This window comes from Cellulosilyticum sp. ST5 (assembly GCF_046529625.1).
Classification (GTDB): Bacteria; Bacillota; Clostridia; order Lachnospirales; family Cellulosilyticaceae; genus Cellulosilyticum; species Cellulosilyticum lentocellum.
Map to the genome: position 1 here is coordinate 3,431,306 of NZ_CP132338.1, position 25,489 is coordinate 3,456,794.

25 protein-coding genes are annotated in these 25,489 nt (G+C 36.3%); 1 reads left to right on the forward strand and 24 read right to left on the reverse strand.

Annotated elements, in window-relative coordinates:
- Nucleotides 1-69 precede the first annotated feature (69 nt).
- The 8 genes from QTL86_RS16650 to QTL86_RS16685 are packed head-to-tail and all read right to left on the reverse strand — an operon-like array spanning nucleotide 70 to nucleotide 11,209.
- A complete protein-coding gene (locus QTL86_RS16650; protein WP_127065321.1) occupies nucleotides 70-318 on the reverse strand; it encodes an EsaB/YukD family protein in 249 nt (82 codons plus the stop codon).
- Nucleotides 305-982, reverse strand: a complete 678-nt coding sequence (locus tag QTL86_RS16655; RefSeq protein ID WP_127065320.1) for a hypothetical protein — start codon at nucleotides 980-982, stop codon at nucleotides 305-307. Before QTL86_RS16655 ends, QTL86_RS16650 begins: the two co-directional genes overlap by 14 nt.
- 2 nt (nucleotides 983-984) lie before the next feature.
- Nucleotides 985-1,710 carry a LytR/AlgR family response regulator transcription factor gene (locus tag QTL86_RS16660; protein ID WP_190283485.1) on the reverse strand — a complete coding sequence of 242 codons (726 nt, stop codon included), beginning with the start codon at nucleotides 1,708-1,710 and terminating at the stop codon, nucleotides 985-987.
- A 22-nt stretch (nucleotides 1,711-1,732) separates the two neighbouring features.
- Nucleotides 1,733-6,733 carry a type VII secretion protein EssC gene (gene essC / locus QTL86_RS16665; RefSeq protein WP_410495497.1) on the reverse strand — a complete coding sequence of 1,667 codons (5,001 nt, stop codon included), beginning with the start codon at nucleotides 6,731-6,733 and terminating at the stop codon, nucleotides 1,733-1,735.
- Nucleotides 6,734-6,758: 25 nt separating this feature from the next.
- Entirely contained in the window at nucleotides 6,759-7,334 is a 576-nt protein-coding gene (locus QTL86_RS16670) for an FHA domain-containing protein (protein WP_410495498.1), read from the reverse strand.
- A 9-nt stretch (nucleotides 7,335-7,343) separates the two neighbouring features.
- A complete protein-coding gene (locus QTL86_RS16675) occupies nucleotides 7,344-8,705 on the reverse strand; it encodes a stalk domain-containing protein (protein WP_410495499.1) in 1,362 nt (453 codons plus the stop codon).
- 18 nt (nucleotides 8,706-8,723) lie between these two features.
- The gene (locus tag QTL86_RS16680; protein WP_127065315.1) at nucleotides 8,724-10,376 is read right to left on the reverse strand and encodes a serine/threonine-protein kinase; all 1,653 of its coding nucleotides are present in this window, start codon (nucleotides 10,374-10,376) and stop codon (nucleotides 8,724-8,726) included.
- Between the two features lie 17 nt (nucleotides 10,377-10,393).
- Nucleotides 10,394-11,209, reverse strand: a complete 816-nt coding sequence (locus QTL86_RS16685; RefSeq protein WP_410495500.1) for a PP2C family protein-serine/threonine phosphatase — start codon at nucleotides 11,207-11,209, stop codon at nucleotides 10,394-10,396.
- A 304-nt stretch (nucleotides 11,210-11,513) separates the two neighbouring features.
- On the opposite strand from QTL86_RS16685, the gene QTL86_RS16690 reads away from it, so the two are divergent.
- Nucleotides 11,514-12,056: a copper amine oxidase N-terminal domain-containing protein gene (locus tag QTL86_RS16690; protein ID WP_410495501.1), complete on the forward strand. Its 543-nt coding sequence runs from the start codon at nucleotides 11,514-11,516 to the stop codon at nucleotides 12,054-12,056.
- An 88-nt stretch (nucleotides 12,057-12,144) separates the two neighbouring features.
- Here the strand turns inward: QTL86_RS16690 and QTL86_RS16695 are convergent, their stop codons facing one another.
- The 16 genes from QTL86_RS16695 to QTL86_RS16770 all read right to left on the reverse strand — a co-directional run bounded on the left by QTL86_RS16695 (nucleotide 12,145) and on the right by QTL86_RS16770 (nucleotide 25,479).
- The gene (locus tag QTL86_RS16695; protein WP_410495502.1) at nucleotides 12,145-12,567 is read right to left on the reverse strand and encodes a DUF3592 domain-containing protein; all 423 of its coding nucleotides are present in this window, start codon (nucleotides 12,565-12,567) and stop codon (nucleotides 12,145-12,147) included.
- Nucleotides 12,568-12,588: 21 nt separating this feature from the next.
- The gene (locus tag QTL86_RS16700; protein WP_127065311.1) at nucleotides 12,589-12,891 is read right to left on the reverse strand and encodes a DUF4176 domain-containing protein; all 303 of its coding nucleotides are present in this window, start codon (nucleotides 12,889-12,891) and stop codon (nucleotides 12,589-12,591) included.
- Between the two features lie 33 nt (nucleotides 12,892-12,924).
- Nucleotides 12,925-14,040 carry a hypothetical protein gene (locus QTL86_RS16705; RefSeq protein WP_410495503.1) on the reverse strand — a complete coding sequence of 372 codons (1,116 nt, stop codon included), beginning with the start codon at nucleotides 14,038-14,040 and terminating at the stop codon, nucleotides 12,925-12,927.
- Nucleotides 14,041-14,441: 401 nt separating this feature from the next.
- Nucleotides 14,442-14,669 (reverse strand): DUF2922 domain-containing protein, encoded by a 228-nt coding sequence (locus QTL86_RS16710; RefSeq protein ID WP_127065309.1) that lies wholly within the window; start codon nucleotides 14,667-14,669, stop codon nucleotides 14,442-14,444.
- 37 nt (nucleotides 14,670-14,706) lie between these two features.
- Nucleotides 14,707-14,901 carry a hypothetical protein gene (locus QTL86_RS16715; protein ID WP_127065308.1) on the reverse strand — a complete coding sequence of 65 codons (195 nt, stop codon included), beginning with the start codon at nucleotides 14,899-14,901 and terminating at the stop codon, nucleotides 14,707-14,709.
- Between the two features lie 205 nt (nucleotides 14,902-15,106).
- Nucleotides 15,107-15,610: a hypothetical protein gene (locus tag QTL86_RS16720; protein ID WP_410495504.1), complete on the reverse strand. Its 504-nt coding sequence runs from the start codon at nucleotides 15,608-15,610 to the stop codon at nucleotides 15,107-15,109.
- Nucleotides 15,611-15,744: 134 nt separating this feature from the next.
- On the reverse strand, nucleotides 15,745-15,957 hold the full coding sequence (locus QTL86_RS16725; RefSeq protein ID WP_127065306.1) for a class IIb bacteriocin, lactobin A/cerein 7B family: 213 nt from the start codon (nucleotides 15,955-15,957) through the stop codon (nucleotides 15,745-15,747).
- A gap of 152 nt (nucleotides 15,958-16,109) precedes the next feature.
- Nucleotides 16,110-16,952, reverse strand: a complete 843-nt coding sequence (locus QTL86_RS16730) for a replication initiator protein A (RefSeq protein ID WP_410495505.1) — start codon at nucleotides 16,950-16,952, stop codon at nucleotides 16,110-16,112.
- Between the two features lie 474 nt (nucleotides 16,953-17,426).
- On the reverse strand, nucleotides 17,427-17,651 hold the full coding sequence (locus tag QTL86_RS16735) for a DUF3427 domain-containing protein (RefSeq protein WP_410497317.1): 225 nt from the start codon (nucleotides 17,649-17,651) through the stop codon (nucleotides 17,427-17,429).
- A gap of 149 nt (nucleotides 17,652-17,800) precedes the next feature.
- A complete protein-coding gene (locus QTL86_RS16740; protein WP_410495506.1) occupies nucleotides 17,801-18,409 on the reverse strand; it encodes a DUF6273 domain-containing protein in 609 nt (202 codons plus the stop codon).
- A 31-nt stretch (nucleotides 18,410-18,440) separates the two neighbouring features.
- Complete coding sequence (locus tag QTL86_RS16745; protein WP_410495507.1) at nucleotides 18,441-19,445, reverse strand: MerR family transcriptional regulator; 1,005 nt, start codon at nucleotides 19,443-19,445, stop codon at nucleotides 18,441-18,443.
- A 68-nt stretch (nucleotides 19,446-19,513) separates the two neighbouring features.
- Nucleotides 19,514-19,822: a helix-turn-helix domain-containing protein gene (locus QTL86_RS16750; protein ID WP_410495508.1), complete on the reverse strand. Its 309-nt coding sequence runs from the start codon at nucleotides 19,820-19,822 to the stop codon at nucleotides 19,514-19,516.
- A gap of 335 nt (nucleotides 19,823-20,157) precedes the next feature.
- Complete coding sequence (locus tag QTL86_RS16755) at nucleotides 20,158-20,793, reverse strand: hypothetical protein (RefSeq protein ID WP_410495509.1); 636 nt, start codon at nucleotides 20,791-20,793, stop codon at nucleotides 20,158-20,160.
- 118 nt (nucleotides 20,794-20,911) lie between these two features.
- Entirely contained in the window at nucleotides 20,912-21,754 is an 843-nt protein-coding gene (locus QTL86_RS16760; protein WP_410495510.1) for a replication initiator protein A, read from the reverse strand.
- Between the two features lie 445 nt (nucleotides 21,755-22,199).
- On the reverse strand, nucleotides 22,200-25,082 hold the full coding sequence (locus tag QTL86_RS16765; RefSeq protein ID WP_410495511.1) for a DUF3427 domain-containing protein: 2,883 nt from the start codon (nucleotides 25,080-25,082) through the stop codon (nucleotides 22,200-22,202).
- On the reverse strand, nucleotides 25,075-25,479 hold the full coding sequence (locus tag QTL86_RS16770) for a (deoxy)nucleoside triphosphate pyrophosphohydrolase (RefSeq protein WP_410495512.1): 405 nt from the start codon (nucleotides 25,477-25,479) through the stop codon (nucleotides 25,075-25,077). Before QTL86_RS16770 ends, QTL86_RS16765 begins: the two co-directional genes overlap by 8 nt.
- Nucleotides 25,480-25,489 lie beyond the last annotated feature (10 nt).

A 25,489-nucleotide genomic window follows, 5' to 3' on the forward strand; every position in this document is an offset into this window, starting at 1 on the left:
TAACATAACTTTGTGTCATTTTATTTTTTTCAGACCAAATACACATTTAGATGTATAGAATGCATATTTTTATATCATAAACAGGCAGTCCCCATTTCTAATATGGCACTTTCTAAGGGTTAGATTCTTAGGTAAGATCCTCTGATCCTTCTCGCTACAGAGATAAAAGTTATCACTTTTACCTTCTAAAGTCACTCTCTCCTTCTGTGAAACCATCTCACTGATTTCTTCAGTTAATACCTCAATGTTGGTATCCTCATCTAAATTAAAGTCATAGGTTTTATCTATGGATACAATATAAATATCAACCATTATCATAGTGCTTCTCCCCTTGTAATAATGTAGTTATTAATCTCTTCAAGCGGTCTAACACATATACTTCTTTGTAGGTCATCGTTTCATCCCTATATACTAGTACAGCACTTAGTGATGCCATTCCTACTTGGATCTCCACTAGCCTTTCATCGGTATCAAGGTCATATACATTAAGAACTAAATACTCTTTAAGTACCGTTTCTGCTTCATCAAGCTGCACATTTTGAATGCTAACTTCATCAAGCAGTTGCTTAGGAAGCAGCTCCGCCTCTTCTCCAACTAGAATAACCTCTTCTTTATCTATACATCTTAGTCTAATACTATTAGGATCTTCCCACCCCTTTTGTAAGTTGATACACCAATCTGCATGTGGGGTATAATAAAAAGAATGATTTTCTGAAGTAACGGGATTGACAAGACTCAGTAGTCTTGTGGCACGTTTAATGCCCTCACCTATCATTTTAATGCTAGGTGTTAATACTATTTTGTCATTGTCATATACTAATAAATCCTTTTTGTAAAGCTGATAGACTAAGGCATATATCTCTTGTTTACTGAGTTTGGCTGCTCCCATTTCTAAGGTACCAAAGAAATGAGTAATACCATATAAAGCACATAACACAGCAAATTCATCATCTTTAATCACCATAAATTTTGACTCTTTCATCACTATTTCCTCGTTCCTATGCTCTTCTTAATATTACCTCTATACCCTCTAGACAAAGGAACCACTAACTCATTCGTTAATTTAATGATATTGTCTGCTAAGGCAATACTTACTATCTTTCTAGAATTAACAATAAAGCTTCTATGACAGCGTATAAACTGCTCCCCTAACATTTGCTCTAGATTATCTACTGTGTTAATAAATGCGTATTCTTCACTTACTGTACGCAAGTAGAGTTTTCTTTTCCGTGCTTCAAAATAATAGATTTTATCATAGGGAATATACTGAACCTCACCCTTTGTTTCTATTTGAAACACATGTTCAGGATTATGCTCTTCTTGTTTCTCTACAAAATCAACTAAGAACTCTTTAAGTACCCTATTCATTTTTTTGTCTTCTATGGGACGTAATAATAAGGAGGTTGCCTTAATACTTGGTTTCATATACGCCATAGGCGAAATAGTCATATTAGCAATAATAAGTAAGACAGCTTCCTTCTGCTGGTGTCTTACCCTCTCTAGCTGAGAGACTGCATCAATCCCTGTTATATCAAAGACAAGAAGATCAATCCCTTTGCTTTTTTCCATATAACACGCGAAAGATTCGAAAGTTGTATAGAAACGTAAATCCCACTTATCCTCACTAATGATGGGAATAATATCCCCTATGATTTTTCTCATTTTCTTAATCTCTTCACTATCTTCGTTGTACACAACCATAGAAATCATACTCATTTTTCTCCCAAATCTTCTATAGTTTTACCATTGGAATAACTACCTTTTGAGTCTTTTCCTCCTCATTGGTAGATGGTATCATCCCCATACCAGCCTTCTGCACTTTGCTTTGTTGCATATACGGCATATAACTAAATTCGAATACTCTTTGGGCAGATACATTACCACCTAAGTGAATACCTGCTTTAGCTCTCACTAGGTTCTCATAGAGTGGCTTACCAATAACTTCTGTGTACTGGTCTTGGTTATACGCTGATATCCAGAATACATTATGTAAGTACCCCTTGTCTGTAATGTTCTGTAAGAAGCCACTCATATCCTGTACACCTTCACTTGGTTTATAAACACGCTTAATAAATTCCACTACATCAGCTACAAATATAAATATTTTTTGATTTTCTTGCATCTTTTCAAAGATTTCTTCGTCTTCTAGCCCTTCTTTTATCCATTGATTCTTCTTTTGGTTCCTTGGAATAAATAAATCTTTTAGTTTAAGACAATAGGTATATAGCTCTTCATCCGTTGTAATATAATCCATCTCTGGGCTTTGAACCTTAAATGACTCATATTCCTTTTGATAATCTATAATGACTAGCTGAGCCTCTTTGCTTATAGCCCCTAACATGAGAAGCTTCATTAAGTTAGACTTACCGGTTCTTGCCTTACCTGAAATAATGTAGCTATAAGTATGATTCAAGGCTATGCCATAGATGCTTGCATCTGCCATATCATAGCCTAAAGGTAAATAAGCTGGATGCTCTATCATCTTTTGTACATCCTCTAAAGCTGCAAACTCTTTCCACACTGGCTTTTCTGGAATCTCAGGAATTGCCTTTGCACGTTTTCCCTTCCATTCGTTTCTTAGTTCTACACACCTAGCATCTATAAGCTCCATACGTTTATAATCATCTTCTGCTGGTAATGCCAAAGCTGTCTGGAACTCTAGGATGTCTTCTCCAACTTCTGCAAGCCCTCTACCTTTAACCCCTACTTCTGGTAATACAGGTAAATGCATATTTCTCATTACATCTGCATATTGGAACTTATCATTCATCTCTAAGCTAATCACCTTACGAATATTATCTGCTACTCTAGTAGGAATCTCCATAGCACCAAATCCAGAAGAAGTAAGGACTAAGAAAATACCATAACCCACACCATCTCTTGATAGCTGTAATAAGAGGTCGTCATACTTACTATTCGTTTTATTTCTAAAATCAGCCACATTATCTAATGCAATTATAATAGCTGGAAGCTTAACCCCCTTTGCCTTCACATATTGACTATAGCTTCCTCCTCTAAGTAGTGTCTTACGTTCCTCTAAGAGCTGCATGATCATATTAAAGAGCTTCTCTAAACGGCTCTCTTCATTTTCAAATACAATTCCCCCTACTTGAGGTGCCTTCTCAAAGGCTCCTAGCATTTTACTACTATAATCAATACCATAGATATGAATATATTCTGCGGAATAGTTATTAACTAGTTGATAAATGAAGCTTTGTAAGAACGTACTCTTACCACTGGCCACAATACCACAGATTGCTAGATGACCGATTTCAGCTAGGTCTACCTTTAATGGCATCTGAGCTTGATTAACAGGATCATCACAAAGGCCCATCTCTACTTGCAGACTCCACTTATGCTGTTCCCCATTCCACTTGTTACCTTCTATAGCCTCTTCCTTATACTTTTCTAGGTCACTCATATAAAGCTTAAGGGGTAATACAGGTAGCCAAAGCTGTACATTGTGTGTATAGCCATTTTTAGTAGCTGTCTGCTTTAAGTAATCTATAACAACATCTAACTGAGTAGGCTCTTTCATCTCTGGTAGCTTAATATTTTTAATCTCAGCAAGGGCAATGATTCGCCTTGTAACTGCTTCATCAATCTCTTCATCTGCCTTCATACTTCTAAATAAATGAATAAGCCCTATTAATCGTTGAGAGTTATATTCTGATACTGGGTAATCAATCTTTTCTTCTTGCAGCTTAGTATACATCTGTGCTATGAGCTGATCTAGATTGTTATCCATTATCTCATTTAACGAAGTCCTTAACCCATCGGCAATACCACTCATAATGGTTAATAAGGTCATAATCCATTTGACCTTCTTCTCTTCCTTCTGCTTTCTCTTTACCTTGCTGCCAACTAATGCTGCCTTTCCTGTAATAGAAATCATCTTGGCTATATCTGTCTTCTTACTTCCCATATCTTCGTCATAAGTACCACCACTATAACCAGATTGGAAAAGTTCATATAGTTCATCATTACCTACTTGCAAGTAGCAACGTCCAGCTTGGGTAATATACGCCGCATCCGGTTTATGTAGCATATCATTACTATCTTGTCTATCTTGTACGCGCAAACAAAGCCTAAACTTAGAGTTACTCCAGATATTATCATCTACTGTACCACTGGGCTTTTGCGTTGCTAAGATAAGGTGTACCCCTAAGCTTCGCCCTACTTGTGCAACGCTTATGAGTTCTCTCATAAAATCTGGCTCTTCTCTCTTAAGCTCGGCAAACTCATCTATAATGATGAATAAATGAGGGACAGGTAGTGTTGCCTCATTATTTTTATAAAGCCTTGTATAGAGATTAATATTGTTTACACCATGTTCATTAAAGATTCTCTGCCTTCTCTTATTTTCGCTTTTAATAGAAACCATAGCTCTTCTTGTCTGGTTCCCCGAAAGGTTAGAAATCTGGCCTATAAGATGTGGTAAATTAGAAAAGAGATTTGCCATTCCCCCACCCTTATAGTCAATGATAAAGAAGCCTACATCATCCGGGCTAAAGTTAATTGCCAGTGACAAAATATAAGTTTGCAACATTTCAGACTTACCTGAACCTGTAGTCCCTGCCACAAGACCGTGTGGCCCATGATACTTCTCATGTACATCTAAGTAGCAAGGTTTCCCTCCTGACTTCTGTCCTACTAATGCCCTCATATTTTCATAAGTACGATTTTTCTTCCAACGTTCTAATACCTCTAGTTCCTCTAGAGATTGAATCTGATACATATCAAAGAAGCTTAAGGCACTAGGAATCTCACCACCCACTTCTACTTCACTTACTTCTATATTTGCCAGGTTCCTAGCTAGTCTTTCTAGTTCAATTGGGGCAATCTGGTCAAATCTCACCGATACCCGTTCTTCTTGTTTCTCTGTAATTTCATAGATGCCTTTAAATGCCTCATCGTTTTGAATCACATAGGTACAAGCATTAGGAAGCTGCTCATAATGATCTACTAATAAGATAGTAGACATCCCCAAGTTATTGTCACAGTCAAAAATATACTTAGCGATGAGCTCACCTTCTAGAAACTCTGGAGATTCTATAAATAAGATATAATGGGGTTTATAAGCTTTACTCTTTCTATTAAAAGAGCCATTCTCTTCTTGCCTAAACCTTAATATCTTAGTGAGTTCATAGAAAATATCACTGGCCTCTGATTTATTAGTAGCTACAAATCTACTTCGTTTATCCTCTGACCATACATGAGGTAACCACTTAGCAAAGTTCCAGTTCTTCTCAGCCTGATTCTCACTACCATTGTATACAAAGATCATTTTTACATCTGTATAACAGTTATTGGTAGCTATCTGAGCAGCTAAGGTATGTACAACATGAATAGCCCCCTTCTTTTCCACGCCACCAATTATACCTATGAGACTCCTGCTCATCACATCAATGCATACTGGCACCTCTTTTAGCATCTCATAGTTATCTTTAATAAACTTTGGCTTCTGTGCCAAGCTATCATTAATCAAGGTAAAGCGTTCTTTAGGAATGATAATAGGTACTTGAAATGGTATATCCCCTATTCCTATTCTCTGAGTCAAAAAGTCTTGATGTGTAAAGTTTCTCTCCCACAACTTAGGCGTTGCCTCTGTATAGTGGCAACATATAGAAGGTTCAATATAGCGTTCTTTTAAAATCCTGGTGTTCTTTTCATAAGACTCTTTGATAGTCTCTGTACATTTAATGAGATATTCGCTATATGCCTCAAATCTATGTAGCTCTTCTTCTCTATTTTTCTTCTTAGCATAATTAATATTAATAAGACTCCATAGGGTTGCAATAAGTGCGCAAGATATAGCTGTAACAAGACCTGTGTACATAAAAATCCCACTAGAACCCCCACTACGCGAAGAACCATAAATGGTTAAACCACATCCCAGTAACATAGGTAGTGCCATAGTCATAGATGGACCAACAATCATGGCCAAAGGTTGTTTCTGCATTTGCTTAGGTGCTGGCGGTACTTCAATTTCTACTGGTTCTGTATCTAATGTACTGATATAACGTGGGGATCTATGAAAAATCACCTTTTGTTTATCAGGCGCTATCTCATCTTCTTCCTCTCCCACTTCTGCAACAATCTCTTCCTCTAGGTGACTCAGCTTACTATCTACTATAACGTTAGGATGGCTTGTATTAATTGCTAGACGATCACCTAGAAATACGATTCTAAGCCCAAATATATCAATACAATCCCCAAAAGCCAATTGCTTACTTCCTTGTACCCGTAAGTGATTCACGAAGGTACCATTGACACTACGGTCTTCTATAACATAGTAACTCCCCTTCTTCACCAAAGTAGCATGACTACGTGAAATAACGCCTAAGTCATCAAAGCAGATTAGATTCTCTTTATTCTTCCCTATAGTCACTTGATTGTAACCCTTTAAGTCAAACTTCTCATATACACTAAAGTAATTGCTTACCTGACGTACAATGATGGTCATTGTCTGGCCATTATCAATTGTCATCTTAAGAACATCTCGGTCTTTAAACTGCTCCCCAAAGTAATCTATGCTCTCCTTAACCAAACTATAAGCATTGCTCCTTACAAATCTCCAGCTATTATCCATGACTTCAAGCTTAACTTCTAAGTTATTAGATATACAGAAAATATCTTTTTTAAGTACCAATTCATAATCTGTATTATCCAGCGAAGGTAGCAAAAATTCCTTAAATGCGTATTCACTATAGACTAATAATACTAAGCTCATTTTCTCTCTCCATATTCTCTATTTCTTAAGTATTCTGCTCACCCATAATCGTCACTTCTAAAACTGTATTACCGATTACAATCTTATCTCCTGTTCGCACTTTAATCCCCTTCTCATCTACATATACCTGCTGCTTCTTGCGGCTTAGCAATGTTCTATTACCACTATAGTCCTTTACATAAACATCATTTACATGTCTAAAGATCTCGCAATGAACAGGTAACGCCATGGAATCTTTTATGACAATGGTGTTTTCTTTAGCACGCCCTATTTTAATAACGTCTTTAAGCTCTATCATGAACTTCCTCTTGGACAACTCAGAACATGCTGTTATCTGAATCATCATCTTATCTCGCTTTGTTTGACGATTATTTAATTGACTTTGGTTATAGTCCACTTCATAAGGCAAGCTCTCTATATTCTCTCCAGCTTCTTTATCACCATATAGATCATTGGCAAGTGCTCTATTTAGGGCATGATCTCTTAGTTTGTCTTCTGCAATCATTTTTAGTTCTTTATCTTTTGCCTTCTTTACTTTTAACCAAATCATCACTATTACCAAGATGGCAATAGCAACGAGTATCTTATAATCACCTAACACAGTTCCCTCCTATTTGATTCTCATAATTTTAAATTGAGTGGCATCTGTTAGAAGGATACCATCATCACTCATACAAAAGTCCATAGGGTTAACAGTGGATAGTAATAATTCCTCACTAGCACCACTACTCATCTTAGGATTAACTGCCCCTGTAGCTTTACCTGCTATCGTCTGCCATGAACCTACTACACCTGTTGCACTTACAGAAGCTTTTCGAAGAACGTTATAGTCTAATACGTACAAGCTTCCCTTATAATATTTAAGTTTTCGTGGTTGGCAGAATAACTCCTCTTCACCATCTCTAAACTGATGTACATTATTTTTTCCTGCTACTACAATCATTGTCTTCATTTTTATATCATAATAATAGATACTTCCATTCTTACTGCTTAGGTACACTCTGTCACCATCTGCTGCTAAACAAGTAAAGGCTTCCTTCACTTCTACTTTGACGGGTTTAGTATCCTTGCTTAAACTAATCATCTCTATATACTTTTCACCTGTAGTAATATCCTCTTTGAGGATACACATGGTACTAGTAGAGGCTACGTCAAAGTCTATGATTTTAGCTTGCTTTGCATTTTGTGTATGTATTTCCTTTAGGTTATTACCTTCTATTTTAAAGATGCCATATTGCTCTTCTTTTTTAGCACTTGTGTACTTAGTACTTAATGCATAAACTTCATTATCAAGTCCCTTTAGTGCTGCTAGCTTTATGTTCTTTGGTTGCATCTGTAAGGTTTCTACTGCATCTCCACTTATCTTTCTAAGTATTCCAGAATCTGCTACATAAGTCGTCTTATCCTTAGTGGTATAGATACTTTGTGCATATTTAAACTGACTTTGTCTTAAAGTGCCATCTTGGTTACCCTTTTTGCCCATTCCTGCATAGACACTTACCGTACTACTTTGTATATAGTTAAGCTGCGCATCATGAATAATACTATAAATATTTTTTTCTCCATCCCAGCCTACTTTACCACCCGCTACTATTGTAAAATTACCAATAGGCACATAGAGCTTTCCATCTATTAACCTTGGCACCGAATTAGCATCAAATTTCAAAGTCGTCATAGTACCATTCTTAGTCTTCTTGGAATACCACTGATTATTGGCCTCAATTCCTATAATCATATTCTCATTTTTTAAATTAATTGCCTTTTTATCAGCAGCCCATTTGATTTCAAAATTGAGAGCTTTTGCTATATCTCCTAAATAGATGTAAATGGACCCATCTTTCATAATAAGCTTTTCCTCTAGCTCTAATGTTTCTCCATTGACGATTACCTTGGGCTGTGAAGCTGCAAAGCTAGTGATGCCTAGTATTGTCAGTAAAAATATTAATAAACCTACTTTTAATAACCTTTTCATATATTCCTCCTCGAACACCTACTCAAACTCTGTATAGATTTCTGGTGGTGTATTTGGCGTTGGCGTTGGCTGTACAGGTATTTCTTGTTTAGGTGCTTCTTCTTTATTTGGATTTTTAACCGATGTTTGAGTTCCAACTTTAGGGGTTGCCGTTGGCTTTGGTGTTGGCTTTGGTGTTGGTTTTGGTGTTGGTTTTGGTGTTGGTGTTGGTGTTGGCTTCTCTTGGACAGGCTTACTTTCTTCTAGTGGTGTTTGTTCTGGTTCTGCTTTTACTTCTTCGTTTTTTACTTCTTCTGGTTTGTTCTCTTCTACCTCCACTGCTTCTGGTTTTATTCCTTCTGCTGCCTTCTCTTGAGTAGTTGTTTCTTTTGGTTCTACTTTCTCAGCAGGCTCTGACTCTTTATATTCTCCCTTTTGCTGCTCTATATAAGCTTGGGTATCGGCTTCCTCTATCTTTGGCGTATGATCATTACTAAATAGGACATAGATGGTGCTAACTATACCTAATACTGCTATTACTAAACCACCTATTATAACGCCTCTTCGTTTGTCCTTAGTCGGCGCCTTAGGTAACTGAACGGGTGTCACTACAGGTAGTTCTTCTTTATCAATCAGAACAGTTTTCTCAATCTCTTCCTCTTGAACCTCCTCTTGTCCTTCTTCCCCTAATGCCTCTTCCATTCTGCTCCAGTTCCTATTATTTAATGGTGGTTCCTCTGTAGCTGGTGCCAAGATGATGGTATCTTCCTCTGTCTCAAGAAGCTTCATTAGTTCCGCCTTCATCTGGGTAGCATCCTGATACCTTTCCTCAGAATTAAATTGACATGCCTTTCTTACAATCTCCAATAGCTTCCCTGACTTTACACCCTCTGGTATAGGGAGCTTCTCTCCTCTGATCCTCTTAGCAAGGGCATTTTCTCTATCTGTATAAACAATAGGTATAGGATATGGTGGCATGAAAGGTATACGGTTACAATTCATAAATTTATACATGACGATTCCTAGAGAATAGATGTCTACTGTGGTGGTGTAATTTTCCCCCTTATAGACCTCTGGCGCCATATAAGTATAGGTCCCTTTTTTAGATAATCCTAATGTGGCCTTTTCAATACTTCTAGCAATGCCAAAATCACCTAGTTTAAAATCGCCATTAGGTGATACAAAGATGTTCTCTGGCTTTATATCTCTATGTACTATATTGTGCTTCTCACATAATTCTAGGGCCGTACAGATATCTATTCCTAATTTGATAAGATTTTTCTTAGTAAAACCATTTTTCTTAATATACTTATTAATAGGTTCTAATAATTCCATCTTCATCATAATATCCCAGCCTAATTTATCTTCATGCTCTATAACCTGATGATCTTCATAACTTACAATATTAGTATTTCCTTTTAATTTGGACATTAGGACGAATTCACTCATGATATCTTGTGCAGATTGTTTAATATACTGCTTTGTTTCCGCAACACTCATACCACTAGACATGAGTTCCTGGAGTTCTGTCTCATCTACAGGAATAACAATTATCTTTAAGGCGGCTTTATAAGTGGTTCCAAAATTAGTTCTCTCAATCTCATAAACCTCTCCAAAACTACCTTTACCGATAAGTCTACTAATTTTCCAATCCCCAAATAAAGGTTCATACTTCTTATACTGCTCGTTCATATTCCCCTCCTGCTTTTTTACAATTGACCAATACTACTCAACCAGCCTTTTCTTACTTCTAATAGCATTATTGTGATATTATCTTTTCCTTTAGCCTTTAGAGCCTGTTCTAACAAGCGTCCCATGGCTATCTCTGTACTTTTACTACTTGCTAGCACTTGGCCTATAGCTTCATTATCTAAACATCCTGTGAGTCCATCACTACAAAGTAATAAAATATCTTTATTCTTTGGTTTTAATTTGAAATAATAAGGCTCTATTACCATCTCCTCCGGTCTTATCCCTAGGTATTGTGTAAGGCCTGAATTTTGCCCACTTTGCCCTTTATTCAGATGAAGCTTCTCCATTAAGGCCTGTTCTGTATGATCTATAGATAACTGCTCTAATCTATTGTCCCTGAATAAGTAAATGCGACTATCTCCTACATTGGCCCCATAAAACAAATCTTTATAAAACCATATAACCGCCGCAGTTGAGCCGCTAGCACTCACTTTCTTTTCATCCATCATCTCACATATTTTACTATTGGCATCTTTAAAATACAGCTCCAAATATCTACTGGCGGTCTTTATCTCTTTGTCTTTCAAGTTTTTCCTATAGTATTCCGCTACCTGATTACTGATTAACGCTGCCTCATCTCCGTAGCATTCTCCGCCCATACCATCAAACACAGCATACATTTGAAATTCATCTTTACTTTCTAATCTATAGTCTACATCTTCTGTAAGCTTACCTATATGATGCGCACCATTTAGTAAAAAGTTGTCTTGATTATTTCTCCTAACATTTCCCTTATTACAGGTAACAATAGCAATAATTTTCACTTTATTCATTTACAATTCCTTTTACAAAACTTTTTTGGATCATTAAACCCATTGCTTGTATTATAATACTTTTTATTTTCACTATCTATAGATTTTATAGAATATTGTTTATATTAGTTTATTTTGTCTTGTTTATTCATTTATTTTTTTAATATTAACAACAAAAATATTAACAACCAAAAAGACTCTTTCAATTGAATAATCCCAAAAATATACTATTCAAACATCTAACTATGCATTTGGTCCTATAAATCATATATTGACTTTAAAAAAAGCTATAATGAATGGAGTCATATGAATGGAGGAATAAAAAATGAAAATATCACATTCTATTTTAAAAGGTATCGCCCTGTTAGGTTTATCCACTAGCTTAGTATTTCCAGCTATGGCAGATAATAATGATGAGGCCTATCAAAAGTATCAAATCTATAATATGAAGGCAGTTCCTAATATTATTAACATTACAGTAGATGCTGTTTATCAAGATGTCAGCGTTCCACCTTATGTCCAGAATGGTAGGACCTTAGTACCTGTACGCATCGTAGCAGAAGGACTAAAGTGCAAGGTCAACTGGGATACAGCCACCAAAACTGTTACTATTGTGAGTGAAGATGAATCTAACGTCATCATTGCAAAGCAAGATACTCGAGCAGTAACCGTTAATGGTATGGAGCAAACACTAGATGTTCCTGTAAGCTACAAGTCAGGCAGGTTATTTGTCCCTCTTAGATTTATCTCTGAGACATTTAACTGCCTTGTGGTTTCAGATTTAGGAGAATACTATAAAGAGATTAAGATTATTACCCCTTCTGATCCTTCCTATGAAGCTTATAAAAATAAACTAATTGAACATTAAAGTATACTATAAAAGCTACTTTTAACACCCAGTATGACCTGTGTTAAAAGTAGCTTTTATTTTCACATTCTCTCCCAAGAAATCTCTATTACAATAACTTTATTACAAAAAATAGTATGACTCCTATGATAAGAAGCATGGCTCCTATGATTTGAAAAGCCATAATAAGTTTTCCTGTATGCTCTTTAGGCACATAAAACTCATTATAATCATTGGCGTTATAATAAATTTCAACCTCTTCTCCAGGATAAAAGGCTTGCTTTGCTTGCCCAAAAGAACTTCTTTTCCTAATGATGTGTTCATCAGCTGTGTATTCATAAACTGGATACCAGGAAAATGTAGCAACACCATCTGTATTAGATGTAGATGCTTCTCTTTGCATATCTACCACGCGTCCTTTAGTTAAAACTTTACACCTTTGGACTTTCTTTTTGTTTCCATGATTAACACCTATGGAAACGACTGTGAAAATCACACCCACTAAGACAATTACTACGTTTATTAGATACATTATACTTTTGGCCGTCAATATTTATCTCTCCTTTGGTACGATTTGTCCATTCACCACTTCTAATTCACCCAGATTTTCTAAAAACCCTTTAAAGCTCATTTCCTCTGTATCTTGGAAACCAATGAAAAATACATTTTCTATACTTTCTGTATTAAAAAAATACAGCTCAGAAGTAGTCAATATTCCCTGTGGATATAAACATCCTATATAATCATATATCTTGTTATCATCTTCCTTACAAACAACTCTTCCAACTACCATAAGCTTTTTTTGGCCGCCCTTAAGAAGTACTACTGAGCCAATTGGTAATAAGTCTTTATACATTTTATTTCCTCCTAAATAGATTATTATTAATCTTTACCAGCCTAATTTAAAATTACTCCAGTCTATAGAGATATCCAGTCCTAATCCTACTCCTAACCCTGCACCAACGGAACCCTTAACACCTCCGGTTGTAGCAGTGGCACTTGCCTTAGCCCCTGCTCCTCCAGCTTTGCCCGTTACACCAACATCAAATTGTATACCTAGAATTTCAACCCCACCAGATACCTTCCCTGTAGCAGCATAAGCTTCTGCACCTGCTGTTGCAGTAGCACCATAGGCTGTTGTGGTATTTCCTTCACTATCCTTAACTGTTATTTTCCCTGCAGCGACTTCTGCACTTGCCTTTGCTGTTCCTAATTCACCAGAAGCTTTGGTATGTATGTTATTATTGTCTGAACCTATACTATTTGAAACACTACCTTTTGCTGCTACCGCAGATGCTTGAACTTTTGCATATACTTGAGGACTTAACTTGCCATCTTTATAAAGATTGGCTCCTATAGCTCCAACTGCACCAACTTCACCAACAGTTGCAGACATTTCATTAGTAAAACATCCCACACTCTGCTTGAGCTTACCACTTGCTATATGAGCTTCACCAGAAATGCTAGCTTGTGCTCCTACCGTATCTAAAACATACTTGCCATTGCTATCAGGCTTATAGGTTACCCCTGTTGTTACTTTAGTGTCATATGAAGCTGAAAACAAATCCCCAGATATCTTGGAACTATAAGGGATACCTGGTATGCTCCCTGCCCCAATAATCATTTCACCTTCTGCATAGGAAACTTTCTTAGAACCTCCCGGCTCTTGTGTCTCTTCTCCATTAGGCGCACTATTCTGTGACTCCCCCTCCTCTTTTTTATCTGTAACATTCATATTACTTACTATTTTATTTTCTGTTTTGTTATACAAATTAATAACAGATACAAATCCTCCATTAAAGCCCCTAGTATCATCCGCCAACGTTAGTATCTTTTTTGTATTGGCTTCAAGGGTACTTTTAATATCTTCTATGCCAAATTCCTGATAAGCTATTTTTTTGCTTATTGAGTCAGCCTCTTCATAGAGCTGCTGTAAACACTGTTCTATTTCCTTTAAATCTGTTGTTATCGCATTTAGATTTTGAGGAACAATCTCAAACCTCAATGTGCATCACCCATCTTCTTTTTTAGGATTTTAATTACTTATATTCATTATACCTACTTAAATTCTCTTTTTCATATTTTAAGACGAAATACACATTTAGATGTCTGAATAACATTTAGACGTCATCTTTTGAAGCACTTACATTATAACCTACCTGAGTAATATAATAAACAAATCTAATCATAAAGCAGTAGATAGTTCATCTACACCCCATCTTTTTGCATATGCTTCCCCCTATATTTGTATTTTCTTATTACTATCTTATTATTTTCTAAATATACTTTTAATTAGAAAAATATATTCAATCAGACCTTTAACATCAATTTTTCTTGCTGACTACACAAAAAGGCTACTTTTAACATTAGCCCTTGCTAGTGTTAAAAGTAGCCCTTTGCATCTAACTATCCAAGTGTGATTGCTTCAGTTTGCTGAACCACATATTTAGCGCTTACCTTAGTAGCTACTAAACTGTCCTCACCTAAAGCATTTGCAGCAATAATATCTGTCATTGCTGAAGAAATTTCACCACTTGCAAGACCTTCTTTTGGTTTAGCGATGGTTATTTTTACTTCTTTACCAGCACCTGTGCCAAAAGTAAGTACAAGGTTTTTCTTTGTAATTTCTGCCATGAGTGTTTCCTCCTTTCTTTAAAAATGAGGTTTAGGATTACTCTTCAATAAGAGAAGTTTCCTCTACCTTCGTTACTGCTTCTAGCTCTTCCTGAAGTAAAGCTGCTACTGCTGTACCTACGCTATAAAGCCCTTCAGCTGTAGCCGTTTTGCTACAATCAGAAATAGTTTGACTGCCCTTTGCTAGATTAAGTACTACTTTGACATTTTTAACATCTGCTGTAATCGCCATGATTCTCACCTCCTTTACTACTTATTCACTTCTATATATGTAGTGGGGGAGGTGACTCCCTAAAATTATTTTTAGTTTTTTACAAAATAAAAAGGTAGGAGACTTAAAGGCTATTTTGCCTTTAAGTCTCCTACCTTTTACTGTCGCTCTTACGATGGAGCAATGACAAATATCTATTACTGAGTTAGAACAGTTCCTGCATCACTTATACAATAGAATATATCACAAGATTATATACTGCTTGAATCATTATAGTTAAACATATGGCATTCCTTTTATTACCTTTACCACTTACATATGAATAAATATAAATTAACCATAATCCTGTAATATATATTTTCTCCAATAGTAGCAAGTCTATATGAATTCCCCATATAATGCCACATAAAATAGGTACTGCAATGGTATTTTCTCTTATGAATTTTATTTTTGACATAAATTCTATTGGAATATAAATACCAAGAATAGTCCGTATTATTGGAAACATAATCCCTACAACCAGTAATGTCCATCTTCCACAAATCTTTTCTACATCAAAACGCTTAATTAGTAGTATGATTTGTTGAATTTGTGTACTAGGAAAGATTATCCCACTCATCATAGATATAACTACAAGTAGTAGCCATTGCATCATAAACATAAAAATTATAACTTTAAAACTATGTAATCTTTTCATGCTATTAATTGTTTCATTTTCTTTATGATGCATACTTTTACCTCTCAATAATACTTTAATATGCACAATAAAGTAGCTACTCTTAACTTATCATGTATATAAAGATTATAAACAATATTTATATGCTAACAAGTTAAGACTTTGCTACTATAAATAATAATTACTCCTTAAAAACTATCTATCCAATTTTCTGGTCTAGATGGTGTAGGCTCTGAAGGTCTTGGTAGAGTAGCAACATAATTGCTCACTGCCTCTGCAGCCTCTTTCACTACCACAGTCGCTATTTTCCCCAATAAAAATCCTCCAACCTTTTTAACTATCGTCGGTACCCCACCACCATTAACTTGTAATAACTGGCTTTCATTCATTTCCTTAAACATATAATTCCCTTCTAATTATTTTAAATTTTAAATAAAATCTTATTAGATTAAATATACAATAACTATTATTTTCTTTTCTACAAAACTCCTCAAGATGCCTTTGTAGGGCTATATCATGAAACTCTTAGTTTAAAAATGCTACTTTTCTATGGCTACACGCCACTACTATAACGCTCCTCATAAGCAAATACTTCATCAAAACTAAAGGCTTCTGCTTGCCACCATTTGCGCAAAATTCCTTGGGCATAGTCAAAGGATTTATTCTTAACACCAGCTAGCTCAAAAGCATAAAGCACCACAGAGTGCTCAAAACGATTGAGGAACATACGAATCACTTCTTGGGCTTTCATAGACACTTTGCCCATGCCAAAAGAACGATGAAATTCACTCAGTACTTCCCTATCTATCAAATTTCCCTCCGCTAAAACAACCTCACTTACTACTGGTAGTAGTGTAGCTTTAGCCTTATCTTCATGATTTTTAATAAAAGTATTCTTATTATGTGTCGGCTTTTCCGCTACCTGGACTTCTGTTTTATCTTCTTCAGCAATTCTATTTTCTCGCTTTCCAAAAGAAGTTCCACTGCTCCCACCTTCACTTTTATCCTCACTTACCTCTTCTAATAAATCACTTTCTAGATAATGTTCATTTAATTCCTTGGCATTATAAATATAGATTTCATTGCACTTATTACAGCCTATGCGCTTTTCCATAATCAGCTCTAGCTCCCTTAGTTCTTTAAAGACACTACTCATCTTGTCCTTCTTAATCCCTAAACGGCTCATTAGCCTTTCTCTACTAATCTTTACAAAGATTTCTCCCTTCTCATTCACCCAGCCACTTTTTACAGATAAGCCTAATAAATTACGTAAAATAGCATATGTCTCCCGAGCACTACCACTCATGCCTGCATACTTAGGATGATAGTAAAATGCCTGTGGAATCTGGTAAAAGGCAACACTATTAAGTTTTTCTACAGTAATAAGCTCTGACATCTGAATTTCCCCCTCATACTTTCATCAAACGATCTTATTTACTCCTTTATATGTTCGGAAAAATCCAATTCCCTAGAGCTATTTTAACCTTTGACAAGAAAGTGGACTAGCGCCCACATTTCTTCCGCTAGGGAACCCTAGGTTTCCTTCGGCGCTGACAAAAAAACATGTCAGCTGAGCACCCTCCTGAATACGGCAGGGAATACTTTCCCTGCACCCCTTATAGTCTAGGAAAATTCTATTTTTATACAAAGACAGAACTTTCCTAGACTATAAAAATAAAGCGCTAACCCTGTATCCCTTATACGTGATTAGCACTTTGTTATGTTTTTAGTTTTCCTGCTCTACTTGCTTCTTAATCTCTTCTATCTGCTCACTTGAAAGCTCTGTGGCTTCACATATGAGATATATTCCTTTTCATAGTCTTCCCATAAATGAAATGAACTATGATAGCTCTTGATACTTTCCTACTATCTACTGTGTTAAATAATCATATAGGTGGTCTGGTACACTATGTGCCATATCAAAAAGAATATTAACGATTGGCTTGTCCTCACCCTTATCATTTTTAATGGTTGTCTGAGTAATAGCCAGGGGTTCTACATCTCCCATATAGTAAAAATCAGAGCCTTTCCCATCACTCTTTTTAACAAACAAAGCTATACGAAGGCCTGTTTTATCATGATCTCTAATGGCAATGGTTTCCTTTTTTCAGCTATAAAATTTTTTTAATAAACCTATTTACACTTATAGCTGATCTGAATATGGCAAGGAATACTTCCCCTGCACCCCTTGTAGTTTATGAAAGGGACGAAACTATCCCGTATGCTTATTAAGTATGATTAGGCTTACAGCTTTAACCACAAAGCAGGACGGACGCCGCCTGTACATTTGCCATCGCTGATGTTGCCTTTCAATATATTATTGCCTTGAATACCTATATTACCATCACCATGAATATATACAGCTTTTACACTAACACGACCAGGTGACCGAAGCCACCACCAACTCCCCCATGTCTCACCCTCAAACCTTGCTATTCGCTTACTGTTATTTTCATCTTTTCTTTCAAACCAATATCTTTGATTTTTTCCTCGGTTATATAGTTTTGAACGGCTATCACCGAAATATTTGCACACTTCCTCAACGCTTAATAAAAATATACTGTCCTTTGTGTCTACTCCACCCTTTGAGCCATACCACTGGTTATCAAGATTTTTATTTAACACCGGCATTATTCTTGACTTATCAGCTTCGCTGAATTTGTCATAGAACTCACCGTTAAGATACTTTCTTAACGAGCAGTCAGCCCATGTTATCTCTTTATAAGCGTCATGATAAGCACGTTGTTCTATAATATCTTCGGTTATAAGCAATGCCACATTATCTTGTATGTCAAGTACACGCCAGTTGTAACCACCAAATGATAGGGTTGAGTCCATTTTAATATCTTCCATTGTGAACCTCTTTCTTATATGTACCTCTTATTTATTTTTCCCTAATCGGAAACAACAAGTCTAGTTGCATATCTTCCATTCTAAATCCGCGGTTAGCATTACCCCAGTAATTCAACTGTTCTTCAAATCCTTGTCCTGAACCAGTTTCGTCTGGTGTCCATCTGGGCTCTCCCCATGCATTATCGTATTTGTCGCTTGAATCTACCCATTCCTTCAAAAGACGCCAATCCTGAAAGTCCCATGTCCTTAATACATGTGCAGCGTACATACCACCGTTGAACTTCCGTTTTATAAGGTGCCCTGGCACTTCCATGTCATCAGGAATAGACACCCATATTTCATAAGCCTTCGACGGCTCCCCTACACCTATTGCCCCATCAGAACAGTCAAATCCAAACTGACGTAAATCCGGTTTGATTTTTGTCAGACCTGCTTCCATTACGAACTTATTGATTACATCATTGGCCTTTCCCTCGCATCCTTCGCCTCTAGCACAATAAGTTGCTACAGTCATCGGTGGCAGAAATATAATACGCACGTCCTTGTCCATCATTTTATTAAGCGTTTCACTGGCATTGTTTAATTCTTCCATTGATAATTCCTCCTTGTTTTCCTTAATTTGATTATTAGGAAAAGAAAGCGTATCTATAATAGAAAACAAAGCTTCGTCACCGATTAATTTTAAATTGACATCGGCTTTTTCGTTAATTTCCTCTGCAAAGCGCATTAATATGGATTTAACGGTAGAAAGCGCTGTGATTTCCTTATCAAGCTGACTTATATTCTGCCTAAAAATTTCTACAATCTCAACTGCATCGGCATTATTAAGTATGCTTATGATTTGCTTCACTGGAACACGTAGCTTACGTAGGACTATTATTTGTCGTAAACGACTTACAGCACTTTCGTCATAAACCCGATAAGCATAATCTTCTTGCCGCAGGCTCTTTATTAATCCCACCTGCTCGTAATAACGTAGCATTCTTGTAGAAATTCCGTAATCCTTGGATACTTGACTTGCTTTTTGTAGCTCCATGATGTAACCTCCTTTCCTTTTCCTTAACCTTATCATAAAGGACGACACGGTGTCTTTGTCAAGAGCTTTTAGCTTCTTTCCCTCTTAACTAAAAATTTGACATATCTCCCTATACACTTCACCCTAAAAGGCAAAAGATCTTGGTGATGTGTGTATTCAACCAAGATCTCATCTATTGATGTATTAAATAATTTACTAAGTGCAAATAAATTGTCTACTGATGGTAAACTCTGCCCCCACTGCCACTTATAAATAGCCTGAGGACATTCAAACCCAAAATAAGCTTGTAATTCCTTTACAGATAATCCTTTTTGCTTTCTAAGGCGTAAAATATTAGCTCCTGTAGCTTCTAAATCAATGACTGGGAATATATTCATCTGCTACCTCCTAATAATTTAGATAATTCATTATATATTATCTCTAACCGCATTACAAGCCTTTACATTATATATTGCAGCTACATAGCCATGGGAAAAATCCAGCAGTAATAAGTCAGCCTGACAAAACCTTTGTCACGGATTTTATCAATCATTGACGCCTCATACCTTAGCATTCAATCAAAAGAATATTAAAGATTGAGCATTAACTCCTAAAAATTAAGCATTCAACATTTATTTGATCAGAATACTCCTATTTTAGAGCTAATCTCCATCATCGCCCTTGATGGAAGGGGACTTAATTTAGGATTTACATGTAACTGCACTATATGCTATTAACTACTCATTTCTATCATAGTCGTACTATTGGAAATTTGGAGTGCTGTATCCACTTCCGACTCAAAGCTTTGGATATCATCTTTCATTCTTTTAATCAGTACCTGTATTTCTAGTGCATCTACAAGTCCATATTCATTGGCAGCTCGGTATGGCTCTGCTATGGCATGATGACTGGCTTCAGTAATCTTTTCTTTTCCTTCCTTACCATAGGCTGTATTAAGTAGTTGTTCTATACTTTCATCTACCTTTTCATTTTCTACGATAACTTTATTTAATGCCACTAAAAATTGTGTACTCAGCTGTTCTAATAAAGCTTTCTCATATTCAATGCTACTTTTCTTATCAATAGCCTCTGCCACTGTCATCTGCTTTCCAGCAATATCTACCATTGTCGTTGCATTAGAAACGATAATAGCAGCCTTAATAGCATTTCTTCTTTTAATGAGGTCCGTAATAGATTGGTAATCTGCTTTGGCATTAGCTTTAAATGCCTCTTTGCTAATCTTCCCCTTTACATTAGGCACGGATACCTTTGCAGCCCCTACGAATTCCCCTTCATTGATCTTGCGGTAAATGCGACTATCTAACAATTTTAGTTCATTTAATCCTTTGGTCACTAACATCTGTTCCATATAACATCCTCCCTACGCCATTACACGCTCTATACCTGACTTACTCATAAGTCTATTTTAATCAGTAGGCAAATTGGTTTCATTAAACTCTTAGTTTAAAAATGCTGCTTCTCTATTGTTACATGCCACTACAATAATGCTCCTCATAAGCAAATACTTCATCAAAGTTAAAGGCCTCTGCTTGCCACCACCTGCGCAAGATGCCTTGGGCATAGTCAAAGGATTTATTCTTAGCACCTGCTAGTTCAAAGGCATAAAGCACCACAGAGCGTTCAAAACGATTAAGGAACATACGAATCACTTCTTGGGCTTTCATAGACACTTTGCCCATGCCAAAAGAACGATGAAATTCACTGAGGATTTCCCCATCTACCAAATTCTCCTTGGCTAAAACCGCCTCTTTTACTATTGGTAGTAGTGTATCTTTAGTCTTATCATCATGATTTTTAATAAAAGTATTCTTATTATGTATCGGTTTTTCCGCTATCTGGACTTCGGTTTTAGCTTCCTTAGTAATGCTATTTTCTCGCCTTCCAAAAGGAGTTCCATTTCCTCCACCTTCACTTTTGTCCTCACTTATCTCTCCTAATAAATCACTTTCTAAATAATGTTCATTTAATTCCTTGGCATTATAAATGTAGATTTCATTGCACTTATTACAGCCTATGCGTTTTTCCATAATCAGCTCTAGCTCCCTTAGCTCTTTAAAGACAGCACTCATCTTGTCCTTCTTTATCCCTAAGCGGCTCATTAGCCTTTCTCTACTAATCTTTACAAAGATTTCTCCCTTCTCATTTACCCAACCACTCTTTACAGATAAGCCTAATAAATTACGTAAAATAGCATAAGTCTCTCTAGCACTCCCACTCATGTCTGCATACTTAGGATGATAGTAAAATGCCTGTGGAATCTGGTAAAAGGCAACACTATTAAGTTTTTCTACAGTAATAAGCTCTGACATCTGAATTTCCCCCTCACACTTTTATAAATCCTATCTTATTTACCTCTTTATATGTGCGGAAAAATCCAATTCCCTAGAGCTATTTTAACCTTTGACAAGAAAGTGGACTAGCGTCCACATTTCTTCCGCTAGGGAACCCTAGCTTCCCTTCGGCGCTGACAAAAAAACATGTCAGCTGATCACCCTCCTGAATACGGCAGGGAATACTTCCCCTGCACCCCTTATAGTCTAGGAAAATTCTATTTTTATACAAAGACAGAACTTTCCTAGACTATAAAAATAAAGTGCTAACCCTGTATCCCTTATACATGATTAGCACTTTGTTATGTTTTTAGTTTTCCTGCTCACTTGAAAGCTCTGTGGCTTCACATATGAGATCTATTCCTTTTCATAGTCTTCCCATAAATGAAATGAACTGTAATAGCCCTGGGTACTTTGATATCATCTACTGTGTTAAATAATCATATAGGTGGTCTGGTACACTATGTGCCATATCAAAAAGAATATTAACGATTGGCTTATCTTCACCCTTATCATTTTTAATGGTTGTCTGAAAAATTGCCATGGGTTCTACATCTCCCATATAGTAGAAATCAGAACCTTCCCCATCACTCTTTTTCACAAATAAAGCTATACGAAGACCGGTTTTGTCATGATCTCTAATAGCAATGGTTTCCCTAGATTCAGTAGTTACACCACTCCTGGTCATCCAGCTAAACTGCTTTTTATTAATGAAACAATCCTCGTATTTTGTACTTTCACTAATATCATCTTGTTTATGATAGGTTACAAAAATAGGGCAAGTATTATACTTGATTCGATAACCATACATGGTAGAAGACTCATCACTTTCCCAGTTTAAAATACGGCAAACATCCTTTCTAGAATACTTTTGATATCTTATAAAACCTTTTTCATAAGCTTCTAGGGTATAGGTCTTATTAAATCTATCGATTCCATAAGCTATAAGATCTAAAAGATAGGTTTTAAAATCAGGATTTCTAAGATCACTTTTTAACTCCTCCGTCATCTTAAAACTTTCATTTTCCACTAAGATACTCTGTGGCTTAGCATACTTTTCTTGGTCCTGTTTCTTAAAAAAGTCGCCATTTAAATAATGTACACTAGATTCTATAGTTGCCTGTGACATGTCATAGCCATAAGCTTCTTTGATCAGTTGCCTTAAATGACTACTAGCTAACTCCCCTTCTCTAATGAGTACATCAAGTAGCATAAGCTCCTCTATACGCTTACCACTTCCTAATTCCTTTGAGTAGAATTCTAGGTGAGCCCTTTCCACTGCTGATAAACTAGACTCCAAAGTCTGTTCAACACTAGCTACAAACTGATAATACGAGCCTGAATACTCGACAAAAGCAAAGGGATCACGGCTTCCATGAAGGATAAAATCCATCATCATAGGTACCCTGCCTAATTTGAATTTCAGTAGTTTATACTCCTCTACCAAGGCTTTCTTGGTAGCCATGTTAGACTTATTAATGGCTTCATAAATACGTTCTTTCGTAATACAGTCAAAATTCACCGTAGAAACCCCTAGTATACTACAACTGCCATTACTCATCAGCTTTCTAAGTTGGTCTTTATTAAAAGAACGATCGCCATATAATGCAATAGGGACTAAAAAGTTATTGGCATAATTGCCGATAAAGTCAATGACCACTACATATTCTTTGCCTTCACTTTTTCTAAGCCCACGCCCTAATTGCTGCACAAATACAATAGAGGACTGAGTGGGACGCAGCATGATAATTTGATTAATAGAAGGAATATCTACGCCTTCATTAAAAATATCTACTGTAAAGATGTAGTCTAAGTAATCCCCCTCTGGTGCATCCTTTTCCAGCCTTTCAATAGCTTCTTCTCTTTCATTTTCACTACTACTACCATCTAAAGCAACAGTTCGATAGCCTCTTCGATTAAACTGCTCTGACAGCTCCTGAGCTTCTTTAACACCGCTGCAAAAAACCAGCCCTTTGACTCTGCCATGGTCGCAGCCATATAACCTAGCTTTATCTATAATATGCTCTACCCTTTCATCACAAACCAGATGATTAAAAGCTGTTTTTTCATCGATGACCTCTCCATTTATTTCAAGTTCACTTACCCCATAATAATGGAAAGGACATAACATTTGCTCTTCTAAGGCTTTATTTAATCTGATTTCATAAGCAATGTTATAATCAAAGGTTTTATAAATATCATAGCCATCTGTTCGTTCTGGCGTAGCTGACATGCCTAGCAAAAACTTGGGCTTAAAGTAATTTAAAATCTTTTCATAACTACTAGAACCCGAGCGATGAACTTCATCAATGACGATATAATCAAAATGATCTGGCTTAAACTGCTCTAGAATATAATCCTTAGATAAGGTTTGAATCGTAGAAAATAAAAATCTAGCCTCATAATCCTTATTATTACCACTCAGTATCCCCATGGTGACATCTCTGCCAAATATTCTTTTATAACTCCTTAGAGAAGCTCTAGTGATATTTTCCCTGTGTACCACAAATAAAAGTCTTTTAGGATTCACCCTTTTGGCATCAAAAGCAGAAAAATAGGTTTTCCCTGTTCCTGTCGCTGATATTAAAAGGGCCTTATCCTTACCTTCGCTTCTTAGTTTATCAAGGGCTTCTAGCGCTTCTAACTGCATTTTATTCGGCAAAATAGTTTTAGTGGTTTGTATGTCATAAACCACTTGTCTGCTAGCTTTGTACTGGTCTTTATAAAGGATTTCATAGTCTGCAAGCCACTTATCAGTAACTGGTATAGCTGACTCAAAGGTACGATTAAACTCCTTCATGGTATATTTCAAAAGGTCTCCATCCTCCGCCGACGATACCTTTAGATTCCATTCCTTATTATAGCTCAGGGCATTTTGAGTGAGATTACTACTACCAATGATTAAGGTAAATCTCGTTCCTTTTCTAAAAATATAACTCTTGGCATGAAAATTATCTTCTGTCACTATTTTAAGCTCTATATTAGAAAGAGCCTTCAAACGTCTAAGTGCCTCGGGCTGAGTAAAGTTCTGATACTGAGAAGCAATAATCCTTCCCTTTACCCCTCTCTCCTCAAGTTCCTTTAAAACATTAATAATAGGAGCAATGCCACTATTGGTGATAAACGCCACAGAGAAATAAAAGGCATCACATTCATTTAACTCTTTAATAAGCGTGGTTAATACTCTTTTCTCTTCTTGTCTATCATTAATCAGTAAACTAGGCTGATAGTCTTCTAATGAAGCTTTTTGAAAATTAATAAACCCTGTGTGCAAGCCTTTTTTAATTCCTCTATGAAGTTCATTCACAATCCCCCTGTAAACGCCTTACAATAGGTAGATCTGCTGGTGCCCAATCTAAACTCATCAGCTCCTCGCGAGTAAGCCACTTATGATCCACATGCTCTTTTCTTACAAAGGTCTGACTTTCTACGCGGCAAATAAAACTATGCATGGTAAGAGCAAAGTCAGGATACATATGCTCTACGCTCATGTAATAATCTTCTTCCCTTATGTCTACTTCTAAAGCCATTTCCTCTATTAACTCCCTTTGAAGCGCCTGAGCTCTGGTTTCTCCTGGCTCTATCTTTCCACCTGGAAACTCGTATTTATAAGACATATACTCATACTTTCCCTTGTTACGCTGCATACATAAAATTTTATCCTCATACATAATAATAGCTGCAACTACTTCAGTTTTTTTCATTAGCTTTCTT